15 protein-coding genes and 1 pseudogene are annotated in these 17,567 nt (G+C 71.4%); 8 read left to right on the top strand and 8 right to left on the bottom strand.

Features of this window, described 5'->3' with window-relative positions; genetic code table 11:
• The first annotated feature begins 148 nt into the window (after window positions 1–148).
• Window positions 149–1,339, top strand: a complete 1,191-nt coding sequence (locus Sfulv_RS25210) for a saccharopine dehydrogenase family protein (RefSeq protein WP_173316778.1) — start codon at window positions 149–151, stop codon at window positions 1,337–1,339.
• Between the two features lie 10 nt (window positions 1,340–1,349).
• Here Sfulv_RS25210 and mmpA read toward each other — a convergent pair whose 3' ends face one another.
• Both mmpA and Sfulv_RS25200 read right to left on the bottom strand, forming a co-directional pair.
• Window positions 1,350–1,493 carry a morphogenic membrane protein MmpA gene (mmpA, locus tag Sfulv_RS25205; RefSeq protein WP_173316777.1) on the bottom strand — a complete coding sequence of 48 codons (144 nt, stop codon included), beginning with the start codon at window positions 1,491–1,493 and terminating at the stop codon, window positions 1,350–1,352.
• Window positions 1,494–1,542: 49 nt separating this feature from the next.
• Window positions 1,543–2,220: an endonuclease V gene (locus Sfulv_RS25200; protein ID WP_246353230.1), complete on the bottom strand. Its 678-nt coding sequence runs from the start codon at window positions 2,218–2,220 to the stop codon at window positions 1,543–1,545.
• Between the two features lie 31 nt (window positions 2,221–2,251).
• On the opposite strand from Sfulv_RS25200, the gene Sfulv_RS25195 reads away from it, so the two are divergent.
• The 4 genes from Sfulv_RS25195 to Sfulv_RS25180 all read left to right on the top strand — a co-directional run bounded on the left by Sfulv_RS25195 (window position 2,252) and on the right by Sfulv_RS25180 (window position 5,663).
• Window positions 2,252–2,539 carry a YciI family protein gene (locus tag Sfulv_RS25195; RefSeq protein WP_173316776.1) on the top strand — a complete coding sequence of 96 codons (288 nt, stop codon included), beginning with the start codon at window positions 2,252–2,254 and terminating at the stop codon, window positions 2,537–2,539.
• 466 nt (window positions 2,540–3,005) lie between these two features.
• Complete coding sequence (ssgD, locus tag Sfulv_RS25190; protein ID WP_173316775.1) at window positions 3,006–3,422, top strand: spore wall synthesis regulator SsgD; 417 nt, start codon at window positions 3,006–3,008, stop codon at window positions 3,420–3,422.
• A 256-nt stretch (window positions 3,423–3,678) separates the two neighbouring features.
• On the top strand, window positions 3,679–4,653 hold the full coding sequence (locus tag Sfulv_RS25185; protein ID WP_173316774.1) for an acyl-ACP desaturase: 975 nt from the start codon (window positions 3,679–3,681) through the stop codon (window positions 4,651–4,653).
• 107 nt (window positions 4,654–4,760) lie between these two features.
• Entirely contained in the window at window positions 4,761–5,663 is a 903-nt protein-coding gene (locus Sfulv_RS25180; RefSeq protein WP_256669288.1) for a chitosanase, read from the top strand.
• 63 nt (window positions 5,664–5,726) lie between these two features.
• On the opposite strand, the gene Sfulv_RS25175 is transcribed toward Sfulv_RS25180, so the two are convergent.
• From Sfulv_RS25175 to Sfulv_RS25165, 3 genes and pseudogenes are all read right to left on the bottom strand, one after another.
• A complete protein-coding gene (locus Sfulv_RS25175) occupies window positions 5,727–5,981 on the bottom strand; it encodes a WhiB family transcriptional regulator (RefSeq protein ID WP_173316773.1) in 255 nt (84 codons plus the stop codon).
• Between the two features lie 71 nt (window positions 5,982–6,052).
• Window positions 6,053–6,849, bottom strand: a pseudogene (locus Sfulv_RS25170) (VOC family protein).
• Window positions 6,850–7,045: 196 nt separating this feature from the next.
• Complete coding sequence (locus Sfulv_RS25165) at window positions 7,046–8,083, bottom strand: multicopper oxidase domain-containing protein (protein WP_173316772.1); 1,038 nt, start codon at window positions 8,081–8,083, stop codon at window positions 7,046–7,048.
• 268 nt (window positions 8,084–8,351) lie between these two features.
• Between Sfulv_RS25165 and Sfulv_RS25160 the strand changes: the two genes are divergently transcribed.
• Both Sfulv_RS25160 and Sfulv_RS25155 read left to right on the top strand, forming a co-directional pair.
• A complete protein-coding gene (locus Sfulv_RS25160; RefSeq protein WP_371874730.1) occupies window positions 8,352–10,784 on the top strand; it encodes a ThuA domain-containing protein in 2,433 nt (810 codons plus the stop codon).
• On the top strand, window positions 10,781–13,012 hold the full coding sequence (locus Sfulv_RS25155) for an OmpL47-type beta-barrel domain-containing protein (RefSeq protein WP_173316770.1): 2,232 nt from the start codon (window positions 10,781–10,783) through the stop codon (window positions 13,010–13,012). The genes Sfulv_RS25160 and Sfulv_RS25155 overlap by 4 nt, the downstream gene beginning before the upstream one ends.
• A gap of 14 nt (window positions 13,013–13,026) precedes the next feature.
• Here the strand turns inward: Sfulv_RS25155 and Sfulv_RS25150 are convergent, their stop codons facing one another.
• Together Sfulv_RS25150 and ligD are read right to left on the bottom strand one after the other, a co-directional pair.
• Window positions 13,027–14,091 carry an ABC-2 transporter permease gene (locus Sfulv_RS25150; RefSeq protein WP_173316769.1) on the bottom strand — a complete coding sequence of 355 codons (1,065 nt, stop codon included), beginning with the start codon at window positions 14,089–14,091 and terminating at the stop codon, window positions 13,027–13,029.
• The gene (gene ligD / locus Sfulv_RS25145; RefSeq protein ID WP_218900461.1) at window positions 14,088–15,113 is read right to left on the bottom strand and encodes a non-homologous end-joining DNA ligase; all 1,026 of its coding nucleotides are present in this window, start codon (window positions 15,111–15,113) and stop codon (window positions 14,088–14,090) included. Before ligD ends, Sfulv_RS25150 begins: the two co-directional genes overlap by 4 nt.
• A gap of 77 nt (window positions 15,114–15,190) precedes the next feature.
• Between ligD and Sfulv_RS25140 the strand changes: the two genes are divergently transcribed.
• The gene (locus Sfulv_RS25140) at window positions 15,191–16,249 is read left to right on the top strand and encodes an ATP-dependent DNA ligase (protein ID WP_173316768.1); all 1,059 of its coding nucleotides are present in this window, start codon (window positions 15,191–15,193) and stop codon (window positions 16,247–16,249) included.
• On the opposite strand, the gene Sfulv_RS25135 is transcribed toward Sfulv_RS25140, so the two are convergent.
• A complete protein-coding gene (locus Sfulv_RS25135) occupies window positions 16,238–17,539 on the bottom strand; it encodes a lytic transglycosylase domain-containing protein (protein WP_173316767.1) in 1,302 nt (433 codons plus the stop codon). The genes Sfulv_RS25140 and Sfulv_RS25135 overlap by 12 nt on opposite strands.
• Between the last annotated feature and the right edge of the window lie 28 nt (window positions 17,540–17,567).

The following is a 17,567-nucleotide window of genomic DNA, read 5'->3' as shown; positions in this document are numbered from 1 at the left end:
CCGCGGCCTCCCGCACAACCCTTTCGGCCGAGCAAGCGCTTAGCTCTCTGCGTGGATGGTCCCGCACTCCGGCCTCCGGGGCGCGCCACCACGTCGGCCTCCGCTAGCCTCTGCCTGCCGCATCGGCACCGGACCCGCGGAGGCACTCGTGAACAGGCAGAGCGGGGCGACTCGCCCCTATGACGTCGTCCTCTTCGGAGCCACCGGCTTCGTGGGGGCGCTGACGGCCCGGTACCTGGCCGCGCACGCCCCCGCCACGTGCCGCTGGGCGCTGGCCGGACGGGACCGGAGGAAGCTGGAACAGCTGCGTGCCCGCCTCGCGGCCACCGACCCGGGCTGCGCGGATCTGCCCCTGCTGCACGCGGACGCCGGCGACGCGGCGTCGCTGCGCGAGCTGGCCGAGTCCACGCACGTGGTGGCCACGACGGTGGGGCCGTACGTCTGGTACGGGCAGGAACTCGTGGCGGCCTGCGCGGAGGCCGGGACGGACTGTGCCGACCTGACAGGTGAGGCGGAGTTCGTCGACCGCGTGTATCTGAGACACGACGCGCGGGCCCGCGAGACGGGAGCGCGGATCGTGCACGCGTGCGGGTTCGACTCCGTACCGCACGACCTCGGGGTGTACTTCACCGTCCAGCAGCTGCCGGCCGGGGTGCCGCTCACGGTCGACGGATTCGTGCGCAGCAGCGCGGCCTTCTCCGGGGGTACGTTCGCCTCGGCCCTGACCGCGATGGGCCGCGGCCCGCATCTGCTGCGGGCCGCGAAGGAGCGACGGCTGCACGAGCCCCGCCTGGTCGGCCGCCGGGCCCGGGCCCCGCTGGGGGCCCCGCACTTCAGCGGGGAGACCGGCACCTGGGCGCTGCCGCTGCCGACCCTGGACCCCCAGGTCGTGGCCCGTTCGGCGCGGGCCCTTGAGCGCTACGGACCCGACTTCCGCTACCGGCACTTCGCCTCCGTGAAGCGTCTGCCGATGGCCGTCGGCGGAACCGCGGCGATCGGGGCGCTGCTGGCCGCCGCGCAGCTCCCCGCCGCCAGGCAGTGGCTGATGGGACGTCACGAACCGGGGCAGGGTCCCGGCGAGGAGCGCAGGAACCGGAGCTGGTTCACGGTGCGTTTCGTCGGCGAGGGCGGCGGACGCCGGGTCTTCACGGAGGTGGCCGGGGGTGATCCCGGCTACGACGAGACGGCGAAGATGCTGGCCGAGTCGGCGCTCTGCCTCGCCCTGGACGACCTTCCGGCGACCTCGGGGCAGGTCACCACCGCGGTGGCGATGGGTGACGCGCTGCTGGCGCGGCTGAGGGCCGCCGGGATGGGCTTCCGGGTGGCCGCGGTCCGCTGAACCCGGCAGGTCACAGGAGCCAGGAGGCCAGGGTGTAGAGCATCGCCCCGGCCCATACGAGCCCCGCGACGCCACCGAGGAGCATGCCCACCGCGACACGGCGCTGAGCATGCCGAACAGGGACGACTCGGACACTCGTACGGTGTGTGTTCATGTGTTCCACCCTGCCGATCGCGGGCGGCGGGCGCCATCCGTACGGATACTCAGGCCGTCGCCTCACGCAGGACCTGGCGGCAGAGCGCGTCGGCCCTGCGGGTGGTCTCCGGCTGCCGGAAGGAGCGGGCCAGCCGCAGGGTGTGGGCGCAGGCGTTGTCCAGGCTCACCCGGTGCCCCACCGAGACGAACACCGGCTTGGTGCCCCCCTGGGTGCGCAGGGCCCGGCCCACCTCCTCCTCGCCGTCCAGGAGCGGTGAGGAGTCGCCGCGGCCGGGCCCCGGCGCCTCGTAGTGGAAGGTGAACGGGTTCTTCCCGACACCGATGACCGGCAGCCCGGTGAGTACGCCCAGATGGCTGGCGAGGCCGAACCGGCGCGGATGCGCCAGCCCGTAACCGTCGCAGACGACGAGTCCGGGATCGGCGGACAGGGACTCCAGCGCCTCCAGCACGGTGGGCATCTCGCGGAAGGCCAGGAGCCCGGGGACGTAGGGGAAGGTGACACGGCCGACCGCTGTGGCCTCGTCCAGCACGTCGAGCGTCTCGGCGTCCAGGACGACGGCCGCGGCGACGACGACGTCCCGCTCGTCGTCGTAGGCGACGTCGACACCGGTGACCCGGCCGGTGCCGGGCGGCGGGCCGGGCTCGTCGAGCACCACACGGTCGCGCAGGGTGTCCTGGATGGCACGGGCTTCGGCCTCGTCGGCGGGCATGCGGAAGGTAGTCATAGTGGGTCCCAGCTTAGGTAGCCTGGCGATCATGTTCGTACTCGAGTTGACCTACACGGCCCCCGTCGAGCGGGTGGACGCGCTGATGCGGGAGCACATCACCTGGCTGGACGCGCAGTACGCCGCCGGGGTGTTCCTCGCCTCGGGCCGCAAGAACCCGCGCGACGGGGGCGTGATCCTGGCCGTGGGGGACGACCGCGAGCGGATCGAGGGGATCGCGGCGGCCGACCCCTTCGCGGCCGAGGGCGTGTGCGTCTACCGGATCACGGAGTTCCTCGCGACGAAGACCTCACCGGAGCTGGCTCCGTACCGGCAGTAGCCCGCCCTGGGCGGGACGGCGCCGGGGAGCGCCCCTCAGCCGCCCGGGCGGCCCCGGACGGCCACCCGCCCCTCCTCCCCTCCACCGTGTCGTACGGACCGTGGTCGGCCCTGCGCCAGGTCCGGCCGGCGTCGTCCAGGGTGAGATCCGTGCCGCCCGGACCGACAGCCGGTGCGCCGGACCTGCTGTGCGGCCGGTGCTGTCAGGGCGAAGGCAACCGGCGTACCGCGCAACCCCCTTGTCATCAGTCGAATCTTCTTCCCCCTGCTCCTCATGGCGCTGGAAGGCAACCCACGGGCGGCGGACCGTCCAGCGTGGGCCGCCCGGAAGTGGGCAGATGCGGGGTGGGGTGTGTGATGGCCGGGCGGTGACGCAGCTCACGCCGTACTCCAGTGCACGAAACGAGGAGTTCCGTCGTCTACTCCCATGCCGGGAGCCGTTCGCCGCGCGCGAGAGGGAGCAGGTCATGTCGAGCGTTATCGAGCAGTCCGTCCAGGCCCGCATGGTCGCATCCGCTCCGCGGATGGAAACGCTGCCCGCCACCTTGCAGTACGACCGGAGGGACCCGTTCGCCGTACGGATGGCGTTCCCCGCCCCCGCGACGCTGGAGGGGACGGAGGTGGCCTGGGAGTTCTCCCGGGAACTGCTCACGACGGGCATGGACGCCCCCGCCGGTGTCGGCGACGTACGGGTGCGGCCCTTCGGCTACGACCGCACGGTGCTGGAGTTCCACGCCGTCGAGGGGGTCGCGATGGTGCACGTGCGGACCGCGGAACTGCGCCGGTTCCTCGAGCGTGCGCAGGAGCTGGTACCGGTCGGCGACGAGCACCGGTTCCTGGACCTCGACCGGAGTCTGACGGATCTGCTGGGCGGGCCCTGCTGACCCCCCGGCCGTCCGGTGGGAGCCTCCGGTCGACGTCTGCCCGGGTTTCGAACCCCTCGGGATGGACAGGCGGCCCTGTAAGAAGGTAGAAGGCTGCGTGACCTGTCTCTCCTGGCGCCCCTACGACCTGCATACATAACGGGGCGTAGTCGGCGCCGCCGGGGCCGGGCTTGGCCGGGGCCTTACCCGCGCTTTAACCTACGGTCACGTAACCTACGAAGCCGTAGGTAATTCTCCCGTCCCCCAGGAGCCCCCCGTGACGATCACCTCTCCCCACATCGGCAGTTCGAAGGCGTGGACCGACGCCCAGCTGCTGTACGCACTGGAAGAGGTGGTGGAGAAGGAACTCAACCGCCATCTCAAGGTAGCCAAGGACTGGATGCCGCACGAGTACGTGCCGTTCTCGGACGGGCGCAACTTCCCCGGCATCTTCGAGGACGGCCAGGCGTGGGAGGCCGAGCAGTCCAAGGTCACCGACATCGGCAAGATCGCCCTCGTCGTCAACCTGCTGACCGAGGACAACCTCCCCAGTTACCACCACGAGATCGCCTCCCTCTTCGGCCGCGACGGCGCCTGGGGCACCTGGGTGCACCGCTGGACGGCCGAGGAGGGCCGGCACGGCATCGTGATGCGCGACTACCTGCTCACCTCGCGCGCCGTCGACCCGGACAAGCTGGAGCAGTTCCGGATGGTGCACATGGCGGAGGGCTTCGAGTCCGACAACCGCCACTCGATGCTGCACTCCGTCGCGTACGTCGCCTTCCAGGAGCTCGCCACCCGCGTCTCGCACCGCAACACCGGCCACCAGTCCGGTGACCCGGTCTGCGACCGGATGCTGGCGCGCATTGCGACCGACGAGAACCTGCACATGGTCTTCTACCGGAATCTGCTGGGCGCCGCCTTCGAGCTCGCCCCCGACCTGACGATGCAGTCCGTGCGCGACGTCGTGGTCAACTTCCGGATGCCCGGACACGGGATGCCCGGCTTCGAGCGGGCCGCCGCGCAGATGGCGATCGGCGAGATCTACAACATGCGCATCCACCACGACGACGTCCTCCAGCCGGTGCTGCGCTACCTCAAGGTGCTGGAGATCGACGGGCTCGGCCCGGAGGGACTCAAGGCGCAGGAGGAGCTCGGTCTGTACATGAGCGGCCTCGACAGCGAGGCGTCGAAGTTCGACGAGAAGCTGGCCGCCCGCAAGGCGAGGATGGTCGCACGCGGCAAGGCGTGAGCCGGCAGTGAGGCTGGGGGCGCCGGGCCGTGCCCGGCGCCCCCAGCCGTACGGGGGTGGGCTGACCCCTGCGGTTCACGGACCGTACCCTGTGGCGGGTGAAGCCAGTGACGCGTCTTTTCCTCTTCGGCGCACCGATCGCCATCGCCGCATCCATCGTGTTCGGCGGCAGCGGCGACCCGGTGCTGCCCACGGCTCTGCCGCAGGCGTCGGAGCCCGCACCGGCCACGCCTGCCGGGGGCGCTGCCCGTGCGGCGGCCGGGCAGGAGGCGGAGGACGCGGAGATCGCCGCTCTGCCCGCCGGACTGGCGGAGCCGCGGATGAAGGAGATCGCCTCGCGGCTGGTGGCCAGCGCGGAGAGCTCCACCCTGGACTGGCGCGGTCAGTACGGCAGCATCGAGGACGTCGGCGACGGCACCGGTTACACGGCGGGCATCATCGGCTTCTGTTCCGGGACGAACGACATGCTCCAGCTCGTCGAGTCCTTCACCGAGGAGCATCCGGACAATCCGCTCGCCCCCTTCCTTCCCGCGCTGCGCGCGGTGGACGGCACCGATTCGCACGAGGGGCTGGACCCCGGTTTCCCCGCCGCGTGGAAGAAGGCGGCCGAGGACAAGGCGTTCCGGGACGCCCAGGAGCGCTTCCGGGACGAGCTCTACTTCGAGCCGGCGGTCCGGCTGGCCAAGCTGGACGGGCTCGGCACACTGGGGCAGTTCGTCTACTACGACGCGATGGTCCTGCACGGCCCCGGCATCGAGGCGACGGGCTTCTACGGCATCCGCGACACGGCGATGGCGGCGGCCGACACGGCGGCCGAGGGCGGCGAGGAGACCGCCTACCTCCACGCCTTCCTGGACGCGGGCAGGTCGGTGATCCAGGCACGGAAGACCCAGCGGGACACGTCACGGATCGACACCGCGCAGCGGGTGTTCCTGCGCGAGGGCAATCTGGAGCTGCGGCCGCCCCTGGTGTGGCAGACGTACGGCGAGACCTACCGCATCGCGTCCTGACCGCGTTCCGTCCCGCACGGCAGGGCCGCGTGGCTCCCGTCCGGGCTGCGCGGCGTCCCATGGTCAGCCCTGGTCGGGTGTTCCTCTGCGCATCCGGTCCCGCTCCTTCTCCGACAGCCCGCCCCAGACGCCGAACCGCTCGTCGTTGGCGAGTGCGTACTCCAGGCAGGCGACCCGGCCCTCGCAGGCGTTGCACAACTGCTTGGCCTCGCGCGTCGAGCTGCCCGGGGCCGGGAAGAAGAACTCCGGTCCCGCCTGGGCGCAGAGTGCCGTCTCCCGCCAGGCGGGTGCTTCCTCGGTCATCGTGTTCGTCAGCATGACGCCCACAGTGCCCGGGTCCGATAAACAACCGATCAACGGCCCGTCAACGGGGCGCACCGGGGGCGGACTCATCTGTCCGGCATCACCGGTGCGGGCCGGATCACGGCGAACGCCGCGCCGAACGGGTCGGCGAGATGCGCGATCCTGCCCACGCCCTCGATCTCCTGGGGCGCCACCGTGACACCGCCGCCCAGCCGTTCGGCCCGCGCCGACGCCGCGTCGCAGTCCTCCACCGTGAAGTACGGCAGCCAGTGCGGGCCCCGGTCCGCTCCGGCCGGGACATCGCCCAGGCGTACCAGTCCGCCGAAGGAGGACTCCGGACCGCCGCCCGCCGGTCTCACCGTGGTGTACGAGCCGCTGGGGAAGGTCACCTCGTCGGCCTCCCAGCCGAAGAGGGTCTGGAAGAAGGCGGCGGCCATCGGCACGTCCGGGGTGTGCAGCTCCGACCAGACCAGGGAACCCGGCTCCTGGATGACACCCAGGCCGGGATTGGTCCCCGGCTGCCAGACACCGAAGTACGCCCCTCGTTGTCCGTGAAGCCGGCCATCCGTCCGAACTCGCGGACGTCCATCGGTTCGAAGAGGACGCTGCCCCCGGCCCGCGTCACGGTCGTGGCGGTGGCGTACGCGTCGGGCGACTGGAAGTAGACCGACCAGGAGGGCTTCGCCCGCTCCTCGGGCACCGTCATCACGCCCGCGGCCGCGTTGCCGTCCAGCGAGTACATCCCGTACTCACCGGTCTCGGGGCCACCGGGCACCAGCTCCCAGCCGAAGAGCCCGCGGTAGAAGGCGGTGGCCCCGTCGAGGTCGGGTGTGCCCAGATCGATCCAGTTGGGGACTCCGGTGGCGAAGCTGGGGTTGCGCATGGTGTGCCCCTTCAGCGAGTCCGGCCGTCTTGCTCGTCTCGTGGCGCGTGGCGGGGGAAAACTCCCCGCACGACCGAGTCTGGCACCGGGCACCGGCCACCGCAGTCCGGCCGCCCGGCCACCGCAGTCCGGCCGCCCGGCGGCAGGGGCCGGCCGCCGGCCCGGTGCGGCGGAGGCGCGGGGGCCGGGCCGGGGCTCAGTGCTGGTGCGCCTTCCCCGCGCCGGTGTCCGCCTCTTCCCCGGTGGCCTTCCCGGCGGCGGTCTTCCCGGCACCGGCGACGTGGTGCGGTTCGTAGCCCGGGACCGTGCCGTCCGTCTTGGCGACCAGCAGCAGTCCGGCCATGCCCATGTCGGAGTGGCTCTGGACGTGGCAGTGGTACATCCAGGCCCCGGCGCCCACCTGTTCGCCCGCGATGATCTGGAAGCCGAAGGAGTCGGCGGGCCCGCAGATCTTCGTGTCGATCACCCGGCTCGGATCGTCGGGCCCGGTGAGGAGCCCGGTCCTGTTGTCCGCCCACCGGTGCCCGTGGATGTGGAAGGTGTGGTAGTACTCGCCGTGGGTGATCATGACGACTTCGATCCGGTCGCCCACCGTGGCCTCGAAGTTCGGGCTCTGGTGCGCCGGCTTGTTGTTGATCGTCAGGTCGTTGAAGACGATCGTGAACGTCTTGTCCGGCAGGATGTCGCCCCGGCGCCGGACGACCAGGGGCCCGTACAGGCCCTTGCGGATGCCGCCCGTGCCGTGGTCGGTGCCGACGACGTGGTCGTGGTAGTGCCAGTACCCGGCGCTGCCCGCCCGCCAGGTGCCGTCCTGGCGCCGGCCCGGGGCGTGGGTGCGCCAGGTGTAGGTGCGGGTGCCGCCCGGTTCCACGTGGCTGCGGTTCGTCCGGGTGCCGTCGCTGGCGATGTCGTAGTCGACACCGTGGACGTGCAGGCTCGCGTCGACGTCGGTGGTGTTCTCGAACTCGATGTGCAGGGTGTCGCCCTCGTTCAGTTCGATGAGCGGCCCCGGCACCGTCGCCCTGCCCTTCTCGAAGCCGTACCCGAGTGAGCCGTCCGGCATCTTCTCGGCGTACATCTTCAGCCGGCGCACCTCGCCTCCCGCCGGGGCCGTCCTGGGCGGCGTCTCCGCCGAGCTGGCCTCGGCCGCACCGAGCGACAACGATGTCACCCCCGTCGCCGCGACGGCTGCGCCGCCCGCCAGCACGCGCCGGTTGAAGGTCCTTCGGTCCATGTCGAACTCCCCACTGCGAAAGGGCATCTGACGGGCTCTCGGAGACACTGGGGCAGAGGTGCCCCCTGGACGGCCCATACGGTAGCCGTGGACCCTTCGTTTATCCACACCCAGGACAAAGTTCGTGCTATTCCTGCCGTGGCTCTTGGCGAGGCACGAAAAGAGGTCTAGCTTCATGCGCTGTTGCAGTGACCAAAGAGGGGTGGGTGACCACATGCAGCGCACACCACATCACCGGTCCACATCACGACGAGGCATCGCGGCGGCCGTGGCGGCCGGCGCACTGACCGCTTCCCTGCTCGGCGGCGGGGCCGCCAGCGCCGGGCCCTATCCGCATCCGGCGGACCGTGCGACAACGTTGTCTCTCCCGTCGCCGCCCGGCGGCGCCAACGTCAGGGTGCTGGTCTTCCACGCCTCGGCGGGCGAGGAGGCTCCGACGGTCGACGCGGGCATCGCGGCGATCGAGAAGATCGGGCTGAGCGGTCCGACCGCGGGCCGCTTCCGCACCGTCGCCACCGACGACGCCGGGGTCTTCACCGACGAACGGCAGCTCGGCCGGTACAACGCGGTCGTCTTCCTGACCCGCGGTGACGTCCTGGACCCGGAGCAGGAGGCGGGTCTTGAGTCGTACATGGAGGCGGGCGGCGGCTTCCTCGGCATCCACGACGCCGCGCGCACGGAGCCGTACTCGGACTGGTTCACCGGTCTGGTCGGGGCACGGCCTGCCGCCGGCGGTCCGGCCACCGCCCAGCGCGCGACCGTCGAGGTCGGCGACCGGCAGCACCCGGCGACCAAGAACCTCCCGCTGGAGTGGAAGCGCCCCGACAAGTGGCTGAACTGGACGAAGAACCCGTCCGGTGAGGTCCACACCGTGGCCCGCGTCCGCGAGAGCACCTACAAGCCGGGCGCGAGCGCCAACGGCTGGGACCACCCGGTCTCCTGGTGCCGCGACTACGACGGCGGGCGTTCCTTCTACACGGGCATGGGCGGCACCGTCGACAGCTTCGCCGAGACGGACTTCCGCGAGCACCTGCGCGGCGCGCTCGCCTGGACCACCCGCGTCTCCCAGGCGGACTGCACGGCCACGATCAACGGCAACTACCGGGCGGAACGGGTCACCCAGCCCAACCAGCCCGGGAAGAACGACCAGATCGGTGAGCCGCACGGGCTGGTCACGGCGCCCGACGGCCGGGTCTTCTACATCGGCCGCGGCGGCGCGGACAGCAGCCGGCCTGTCGTCATCGACTGGAACGACCCGGACATCGGCAAGGGCCAGGGCGAGATCCACGTCTACGACCCGAAGACCGGGAAGGTCACCCTCGCGGGAGCACTGACCGTCTTCGGCAACAAGGGCGGCGGCGACGAGACGGTCAAGGTCGAGGAAGGGCTCCTCGGGATCGAGCTCGACCCGGAGTTCGCGGAGAACGGCTGGGTGTACCTGCACTACACCCCGCACGCGAAGATCGACCGCGACAGGCGGATGGCGGTACGCCAGGTCTCCCGCTTCACCTTCGATGCGGCCACGAGCAAGCTCGACCTGGCCTCCGAGAAGGTGCTGCTCCACTGGCCGGTCCAGATCCACAGCTGCTGCCACGCGGGCGGCGGCATGGCCTGGGACTCGAAGGGCAACCTCTACATCGCGACGGGTGACAACAACTCCTCGGGTTCCAGCGGTGGTTACTCCGGAAACAACCCGGCGCCGAACTACAAGGGCGTGTCGTACGCGGACGCCCGGCGCACCTCGGGGAACACGAACAACCTCAACGGGAAGATCCTGCGCATCCACCCCGAGGCCGACGGCACGTACACCCTGCCCGAAGGCAACCTCTTCACCGGCGAGGAGCCGGACGAGGGCGGCGGGAAGACCCGCGGGGAGATCTATGTGATGGGAGTGCGCAACCCGGCCAGGATCTCCGTCGACCCGGCGACCGACACCCTGTACGCGGGCTGGGTCGGCCCCGACGCGGGCGCGCCCAGCACCACGTGGGGACCCGCCAAGTACGACACCTTCGCCGCGATCACCAAGGCGGGCAACCACGGCTGGCCGTACTGCATGGGCAACAAGCAGCCCTACCGGGACCGCGGCCTGCCCGACCCGTCCGTACCGCTCGGCTGGTACGACTGCGACGCGCCCCGCAACGAGTCGCCGAACAACGACGGCCTGGTGAAGCTGCCGCCCGTCACGTCCAACACCATCTGGTACTCCCCGCAGGGCGGCGGCATCGACTACCCGCGCGACGCCAACGGCATCCCGAGCTACAAGCCGGAGGAGCAGAAGCAGCTCCTGCCGTGGCTCAAGGGCGGCGGCCAGGCCACCATGAACGGCCCGGTGTACCGGTACGACGCGGCGAGCACCAGCACCGACAAGTGGCCGGCGTACTGGGACGGCAAGTGGTTCGTCGGTGACTTCTACGACGGCGACCAGCCCCGGCACGCGGTGCTCACCGACCCGAGGACGGTCGGCCAGGGCGGTCTGCCCACGCACGCCGAGTCGCTGAAGAAGATCATCCCGGTGGGTGCCGCCGGCATCCGCAACCTGATGGACTGGAAGTTCGCCCCGGACGGTTCGCTCTACGTCCTGGACTACGGGCGGGGCTTCTTCACCTCGGACTCCAAGTCCGCGCTGTGGCGCGTGACGTACAAGGGCGGGGGGCCGACCCCGGCCGCCGCCGATCTGGCCAGGAAGGCGGAAGTCCAGTGACCCACCGTCCCCTCTTCACACGGTCCCGTCACCGGCCCGCCCGGCTGTGGCCGGCTCTGCTGGCCGCGTTCCTGCTGGTCCTCGGGCTCACCTCGACGGCTGCGTACGGCCGGGAGGACGACCGGGAGGCGGCCGCGGCGGACCAGGTGCTCACCTGGACCGCGGGCAACCCCATCGACCGCTATCTGTCCGCGCCCATGACGGCCGTGGCCGGCGCGGCGACCATCGTGTTCGAGAACAGCGCGGCGACCGGCAACACCACGGGCATGCCGCACACGCTGACGTTCAGCGTCTCGGACGTGGAGTTCAACAACGACGTCCAGCTGAACATCCTCGCCAACCCGAGCGACAGCGAGGGCGGCAGGCACACCGCGCAGGTCACGCTCAGCCCCGGCCGGTACTTCTACCACTGCACCATTCCCGGTCACGGGGCGATGCAGGGCATCCTCACCGTGACCGAGGGCGGCGGTGAGGACACCACGGCGCCGGAGACCTCGGCGAAGGTGGACGGTGACAGGAACGCCGATGGCGCGTACATCGGGCAGGCCGCCGTCAGCGTGGCGGCGACCGACGCCGGTTCGGGCGTCAACACCATCGAGTACGCGATCGGCGCGGACGGCGCCTGGCAGCCGTACACCGTGCCCGTCGTGGTGAACCAGGTCGGTGCGCACACGGTCCGCTACCGGGCCACCGACAAGGCGGGCAACACGGCGGCGGAGAAGGCCGTCGACTTCACCGTGGCCGCGCCGCCCACCGACGACGCGACGCCGCCGGAGACCTCGGCGACCGTATCGGGCGAGAAGGACGCCCAGGGGGCGTACCTGGGGATGGCCACCGTCACCGTGACGGCGTCCGACACCGGGTCCGGCGTCAACACCATCGAGTACGCGACCGGGGCGGACGGTGCCTGGCAGCCGTACACCGCGCCGGTGATGGTGCACGAGGCCGGCACGCACAAGGTCCGCTACCGGGCCACCGACAAGGCGGGCAACGCGGCAGCGGAGAAGGCCGTCGACTTCACCGTCGTCGAGCCGCCCACCGAGGACGCGACCCCGCCGGAGACGACGGTGGCGCTGACGGGCGAGAAGAACTCGGACGGCGCCTTCATCACCAGCGCGAAGGCGACGGTCACCGCGACCGACGCCGGCTCCGGTGTGGACCGGATCGAGTACTCCCTGGACGGCGGCCCGTACCTGGCCTACACCGCTCCGGTACTCGTCGACAGGACCGGCTCGCACACCTTCGCCCACCGGGCGACGGACAAGGCGGGCAACACCTCCGTGGCGAAACAGGTGTCGTTCACGGTCGCCGAGGGCGGCGGGGTCCCGGCGCCGCACTGCCCGGAGTTCGACGAGCGGCTGACGGTCATCGTGGGCACGGTCGACAGCGGTGTCCCCAACCGGGTCACCGGCAACCGGTGCACAATCAACGAGCTGATCGAGGACGAGAAGGACTGGTCCTCGCACGCGCTGTTCCTCAAGCACGTGGACACGGTCCTGGACAGGCTCCTGTCCGCCGGGGTGATCGACGCCCGCGAGCACCGCACGATCTACCGGGCGGCGAAGCAGTCCGGCATCGGCAGGCCGGGCCAGGTCGACGGCTACCAGAAGCTGTTCGACGGCACGGCCGCGTCGCTGGCCAGGTGGGAGCAGGTGGGCGGCGGCAGGTTCGGACTCAACGCGGACGGCACCATCACCAGCTCGACCACGGTCCCCGGCATGGGCATGCTGTGGTTCCCGGGCCGGCAGTACGGGGACTTCTCGCTCAAGCTCCAGTGGCGGGACGACGCCCCGGGTACGGGCAACGCCAACAGCGGGGTGTTCGTGCGCTTCCCGTACGTCCACGACAACCCGGAGGAGCCGCGTCCGGAGTGGGTCGCCATCAAGTACGGCCATGAGGTGCAGATCAACGACCGGCCGGACGGCGACATGTACAAGACGGGCTCGATCTACGGGTTCGACCGGGTGGGTCTCGGCGGCGCCGGGGTCACTCCCAAGGGCACCTGGAACGACTACGAGATCCGGGTGGTGGACCAGCACTACTCGGTCTACCGCAACGGTGTCCTGATCAACGAGTTCGAGAACTCCGGTGGCCGCCTCTTCGAGCCGCCGCGGAGCGACGACCCGGGCACCGACGGCCGGCGTTTCGCCTCGGGTTATGTCGGTCTCCAGGTGCACGGCACCACGGACGTGGTCTCCTACCGCGACATCCGTATCAAGGAGCTGTGAGCCGCGACCCCGCGTCAGGAGGCCGCGGCCGCGTGCCCGTGCACGCGGTCGCGGCCTCCCGGGTGCCGGTGGCGCCATACCCAGAAGACCGTGCAGGAGACCAGGGCCCAGCCGCCCAGTACCAGGTACGGGAAGACGAACTGGTGCCCCTGGTAGTAGACGGCCGTGTGCTGGGCGCTGACGGACGCGCCCGGCGGAAGCCAGTGGCCGATGTGCCCGAGGGCCGACGGCAGGAGCGGCCAGGAGACGGCGCCGCCTGAGGACGGGTTGCCGAGCAGCACCATGAGGCCCCAGGTGGGGAGCATCGCCCACCGCCCTATGATGGTGTTGAACATGGTGAAGACCATGCCGGACGCGAACATCGTGAGCGCCAGGATCAGCCAGGACTCGACGAACGGCAGGTGCAGCGCGCCCAGCAGCCGGTCCACGACGGCGGCGATGGCGAAGCCGCCGAGCAGGGCGTAGCCGAGGGTGAAGGCGATCCGTTCCAGGGGGGCGAGCCCGCGGGCGTGGACGCTCAGCTGGATGGCTCCGACGAAGCCGATGATGACGGCGGCGAGCGAGATGTAGAAGAGGGCGAGACCCCGGGGGTCGCCCTTCTGGAGCGGTTTGACGTCGGTGACCGTCACCGGGACGCCCACCGCGTCGCTCACCTTCACCGCGGACTCGGCGAGCAGCTGCGCGACGGAGGCGCCGGACGCTCCGGCGACGTCGAGCGCCACCCCGGCGCCCTCCCGGCGCAGGATCGTGAAGACCCTCTGGTCCTCCATCGCCTGGCGGGCCTTGGCCATGGTGGCGTACGGGCGCAGACGCAGGGAGGCGTCGAGCGCCTTTTCCATCCCGGCGACGAACGTCCTGGTGCGCGGTTCATCGGCGGGCCCGACCAGCGCGGCCGGGACGGCGCGGGGCGTCGGGTTCGCCATGGTGTAGGTGTAGGAGCCGGCGAAGAGCCCGGCGGCCGCGGCGAGGATGAACAGCAGGACGGCCGCCGGCAGGAAGGGCGACTTCTTGAACGCCTCCCACTTCTCGCCGCGCGTCGGCGGCCGGCCGTGCGCGCCGTGCTCGCGCCGCCCGCTCACGCCTCGTCGCCCTCCTTGTCGTGCCGGGCGCGGCTGGGCTGGACGCGTTTCGGTTCGCCCGGCATCTTGGGGTACTCCGGCGGGTAGGGCATGTCGCCCAGGCTCCGGTCCCGCTCGTCGCGCGCGGCGAGTTCCAGCACCTCCTCCAGGCCGAAGGCGTGGTCCTCCATCTCGGCGTGCAGGTCGCCCACCTCCGCGTACCGCGTGGGCATGGTCCTGATGTCGAAGTCGCGCGGTTCGACGTCGTCGAGCTCATCCCAGCGCAGCGGCGCGGAGACCGGGGCGTGCGGGAACGGGCGTACGGAGTAGGCGGAGGCGATCGTCCGGTCGCGGGCCGTCTGGTTGTAGTCCACGAAGATGCGTTCGCCGCGCTCCTCCTTCCACCAGGCGGTGGTCACCTGGTCCGGCATGCGCCGTGCGAGGTCCCGGCCGATGGCGATGGTGGCGCGGCGGACCTCGGTGAAGGTCCAGCGGGGTTCGATCGGTACGAAGACGTGGATGCCGCGCCCGCCGGAGGTCTTGGGCCAGCCGCGCAGGCCGTGTTCGTCCAGGACGGCGCGCAGTTCGTGGGCGGCGGTGACCGCGTCGGCGTACTCCGTGCCGGGCTGCGGGTCGAGGTCGATGCGCAGTTCGTCCGGGTGGTCGGTGTCCGTGCTCCGTACCGGCCAGGGGTGGAAGGTGAGGGTGCCGAGGTTGGCCGCCCACAGGACGGCGGCGGGCTCGGTGGGGCAGATCTCGTCGGCGAACCGCCCGCTGGGGAAGGAGATCCGCGCGGTCGGAATCCAGTCGGGGAGGTTCTTCGGCGCCCGCTTCTGGTAGAAGAACTCGCCGCCGACCCCGTCCACGAAGCGCTGGAGCGTGGTCGGCCGGTCCCGCAGCGCACGGGTGATTCCGCCCCCGACCGCGAGGAAGTACTCGGCCACGTCCCGCTTCGTATAGCCCTTCTCCGGAAAGTAGACCTTGTCGGGGTTGGACAGTCGTACCGGCCGTCCGTCTGCGTCCAGCTCCACCGCTGCTCCCATGTCGGCCACCGTAGGCCGGGCCCACCGCTGCCGCACATCGGGAGACGTCAAGGGAGGAATGGGTGACAATCGGGCGCATGGACCTGCCGGTGATGCCGCCCGTGAAACCGATGCTCGCCAAGTCCGTCTCCGCGATCCCGCCCGGAATGCACTACGAGGCGAAGTGGGACGGGTTCCGGGCCATCGTGCACCGGGACGGTGACGAGGTGGTGATCGGCAGCCGGACCGGCAAGCCGCTCACCCGCTACTTCCCCGAGCTGGTCGTGGCGCTGCGGGACAATCTGCCGGCCCGCTGCGTGATCGACGGGGAGATCGTCGTCATCCACGACGGGCGGCTCGACTTCGACCGGCTCAGCGAGCGCATCCATCCGGCCGAATCCCGGGTGCGGATGCTGGCGGAGCGGACCCCGGCCGCTTTCGTCGCCTTCGACGTCCTCGCGGCGAACGACGTGTCCCTGCTCGACACCCCGCTGACGGACCGGCGGGCGGTGCTCGGGGCGGCGCTCTCCGGTGCCTCGCCGCCGGTGCATCTCGCTCCCGCCACGACGGACCTGGCGACCGCCCGGGAGTGGTTCGAGCATTTCGAGGGCGCGGGGCTCGACGGCGTCGTCGCCAAACCGCTCGACCTGCCCTACCGGTCCGACATCCGCGCCATGTACAAGATCAAGCACGAGCGGACCGCCGACTGTGTGGTGGCGGGTTACCGCTTCCACAAGAGCGGCCCGGTCGTCGGCTCGCTCCTGCTGGGCCTGTACGACTCCGACGGCGTCCTCCAGCACGTCGGCGCGTGCGCCGCCTTCTCGATGCGGCGGCGCGCGGAACTGGTGGAGGAGCTGGAGCCGCTGCGCGGCGCCGGAGGTCATCCGTGGGCCGCGTGGGCGGACGCCGCCGCGCACGAGGCGGCCCGGCTGCCGGGCACACCGAGCCGCTGGTCGGGAAAGAAGGACCAGTCGTGGGTGGCGCTGCGTCCCGAGCGGGTGGTGGAGGTCGCCTACGACCACATGGAGGGCGACCGGTTCCGGCACACCACCCAGTTCCGCCGGTGGCGGCCGGACCGCACCCCCGCCGGCTGCACGTACGCGCAGCTGGAGGAGGTGGTGCGGTACGACCTGTCCGAGGTGCTGTCAGGCGGCTGAGGCGGCCGTGCCCGCACAGGGGTCCGGTGCCGGCGTCTCCGTCCCGGGGGCGGTGCTGTCGGTGGGATCAGTGGGATCAGTGGGATCGGGGGACGGCGAGTCCGAGGGGCAGGGGGGAGCGGTGGTACCGGGGTCGGGGGACGGCGACGGTGGCGGTGTGGTCGGTGACGGCGTGACCGGTGGCGTGACCGGGTCCGCGGGTGAGGGGCCGGGGCCCGGCGATCCGGTCTCCGTCGGGTCGGGTCCGGGGCCGGTCGGGCCCGGCTCTGTCGGGGCGGGACCCGGCCGCGGAGGTCTGCCGGGCACGGAAGGGGTGGGCCGGGGCGGCGGGGTGGTCGGCTGCGGGCCGACGACGATGCCGCCGCCTGCTCCGCCGGGGCCGTCCGGGCCTCCGCCTGAGGGCTTCGCCGGGCTGCCGGGGCCGCCCACCGGGACCTTGGGCACCACGGGGCCGCCCGGGCCGGGGCTCTGCGGCACACGGCCCTCGCCGTCGGCGACCGGGTGGGTGCCCTGGCGGTAGTAGGCCAGCCAGGACAGGACCGTACGCAGATAGGTGTCCGAGTGGTTGTAGCTGAGGATCGCCCGGTCCAGATCGCCCGGCTCGTTCAGGTTCCGCGTCCCGGCGCAGAGGTAGTGCCCCGCCGCGAGCGAGGCGTCGTAGATGTTGTCGGGGTCCCGGCGCCCGTCACGGTTGCCGTCCTTCCCCCAGCGGGCCCAGGTGGAGGGGATGAACTGCATGGGCCCTACAGCCCGGTCGTACCGCGTGTCGCCGTCGTAGGCGCCGTCGTCCGTGTCCCTGATGTCGGCGAATCCCACGCCGTTGAGCACCGGGCCGAGGATGCTGCCGAGTGTGGTGCCCGCGGAGTCGACCCGTCCTCCGCTCGCCTGGCCGGACTCCACCTTGCCGATCGCGGCGAGCAGTTGCCACGGCAGGTTGCAGCCGGGATCACTGCGCCCCAGTGCGTCCTCCGCCGCGCGGTAGGCGGCGAGGACCGTCGCGGGAATACCCGCCTCGGCCCGTGCCCGGACATCCACAGGTCCGGTGCCGCCCGGCGCCGGACCCGCCACCGCCGCGGGTGGCTGCGGTGTCCTCAGCGGTGGCAGCTCGGTGTGGTACGCGTCGTCGTCGGGAGCCTCGGTCCAGACCACGCCGTCCTGGGCCGCGGTCCTCTTCCCGTTCAGCGGCTGCCCCGGGAACCCCGGTGCCTGGGACGCGGTGAGCGCGGCCATCGCCGCGAAGGCGGTGGCCGTGCTGGTGAGTCCTCGGAGCATGGTGCCGTTGATCCTCATGCGTGCTCTCCTCTCCGCCGGATCACTT

Origin of the sequence: Streptomyces fulvorobeus (genome assembly GCF_013167895.1) — a bacterium.
Classification (GTDB): Bacteria; Actinomycetota; Actinomycetes; order Streptomycetales; family Streptomycetaceae; genus Streptomyces; species Streptomyces fulvorobeus.
Note: the sequence above shows the minus strand (reverse complement) of the source record. Positions and strands in the feature narration are given on the sequence as shown.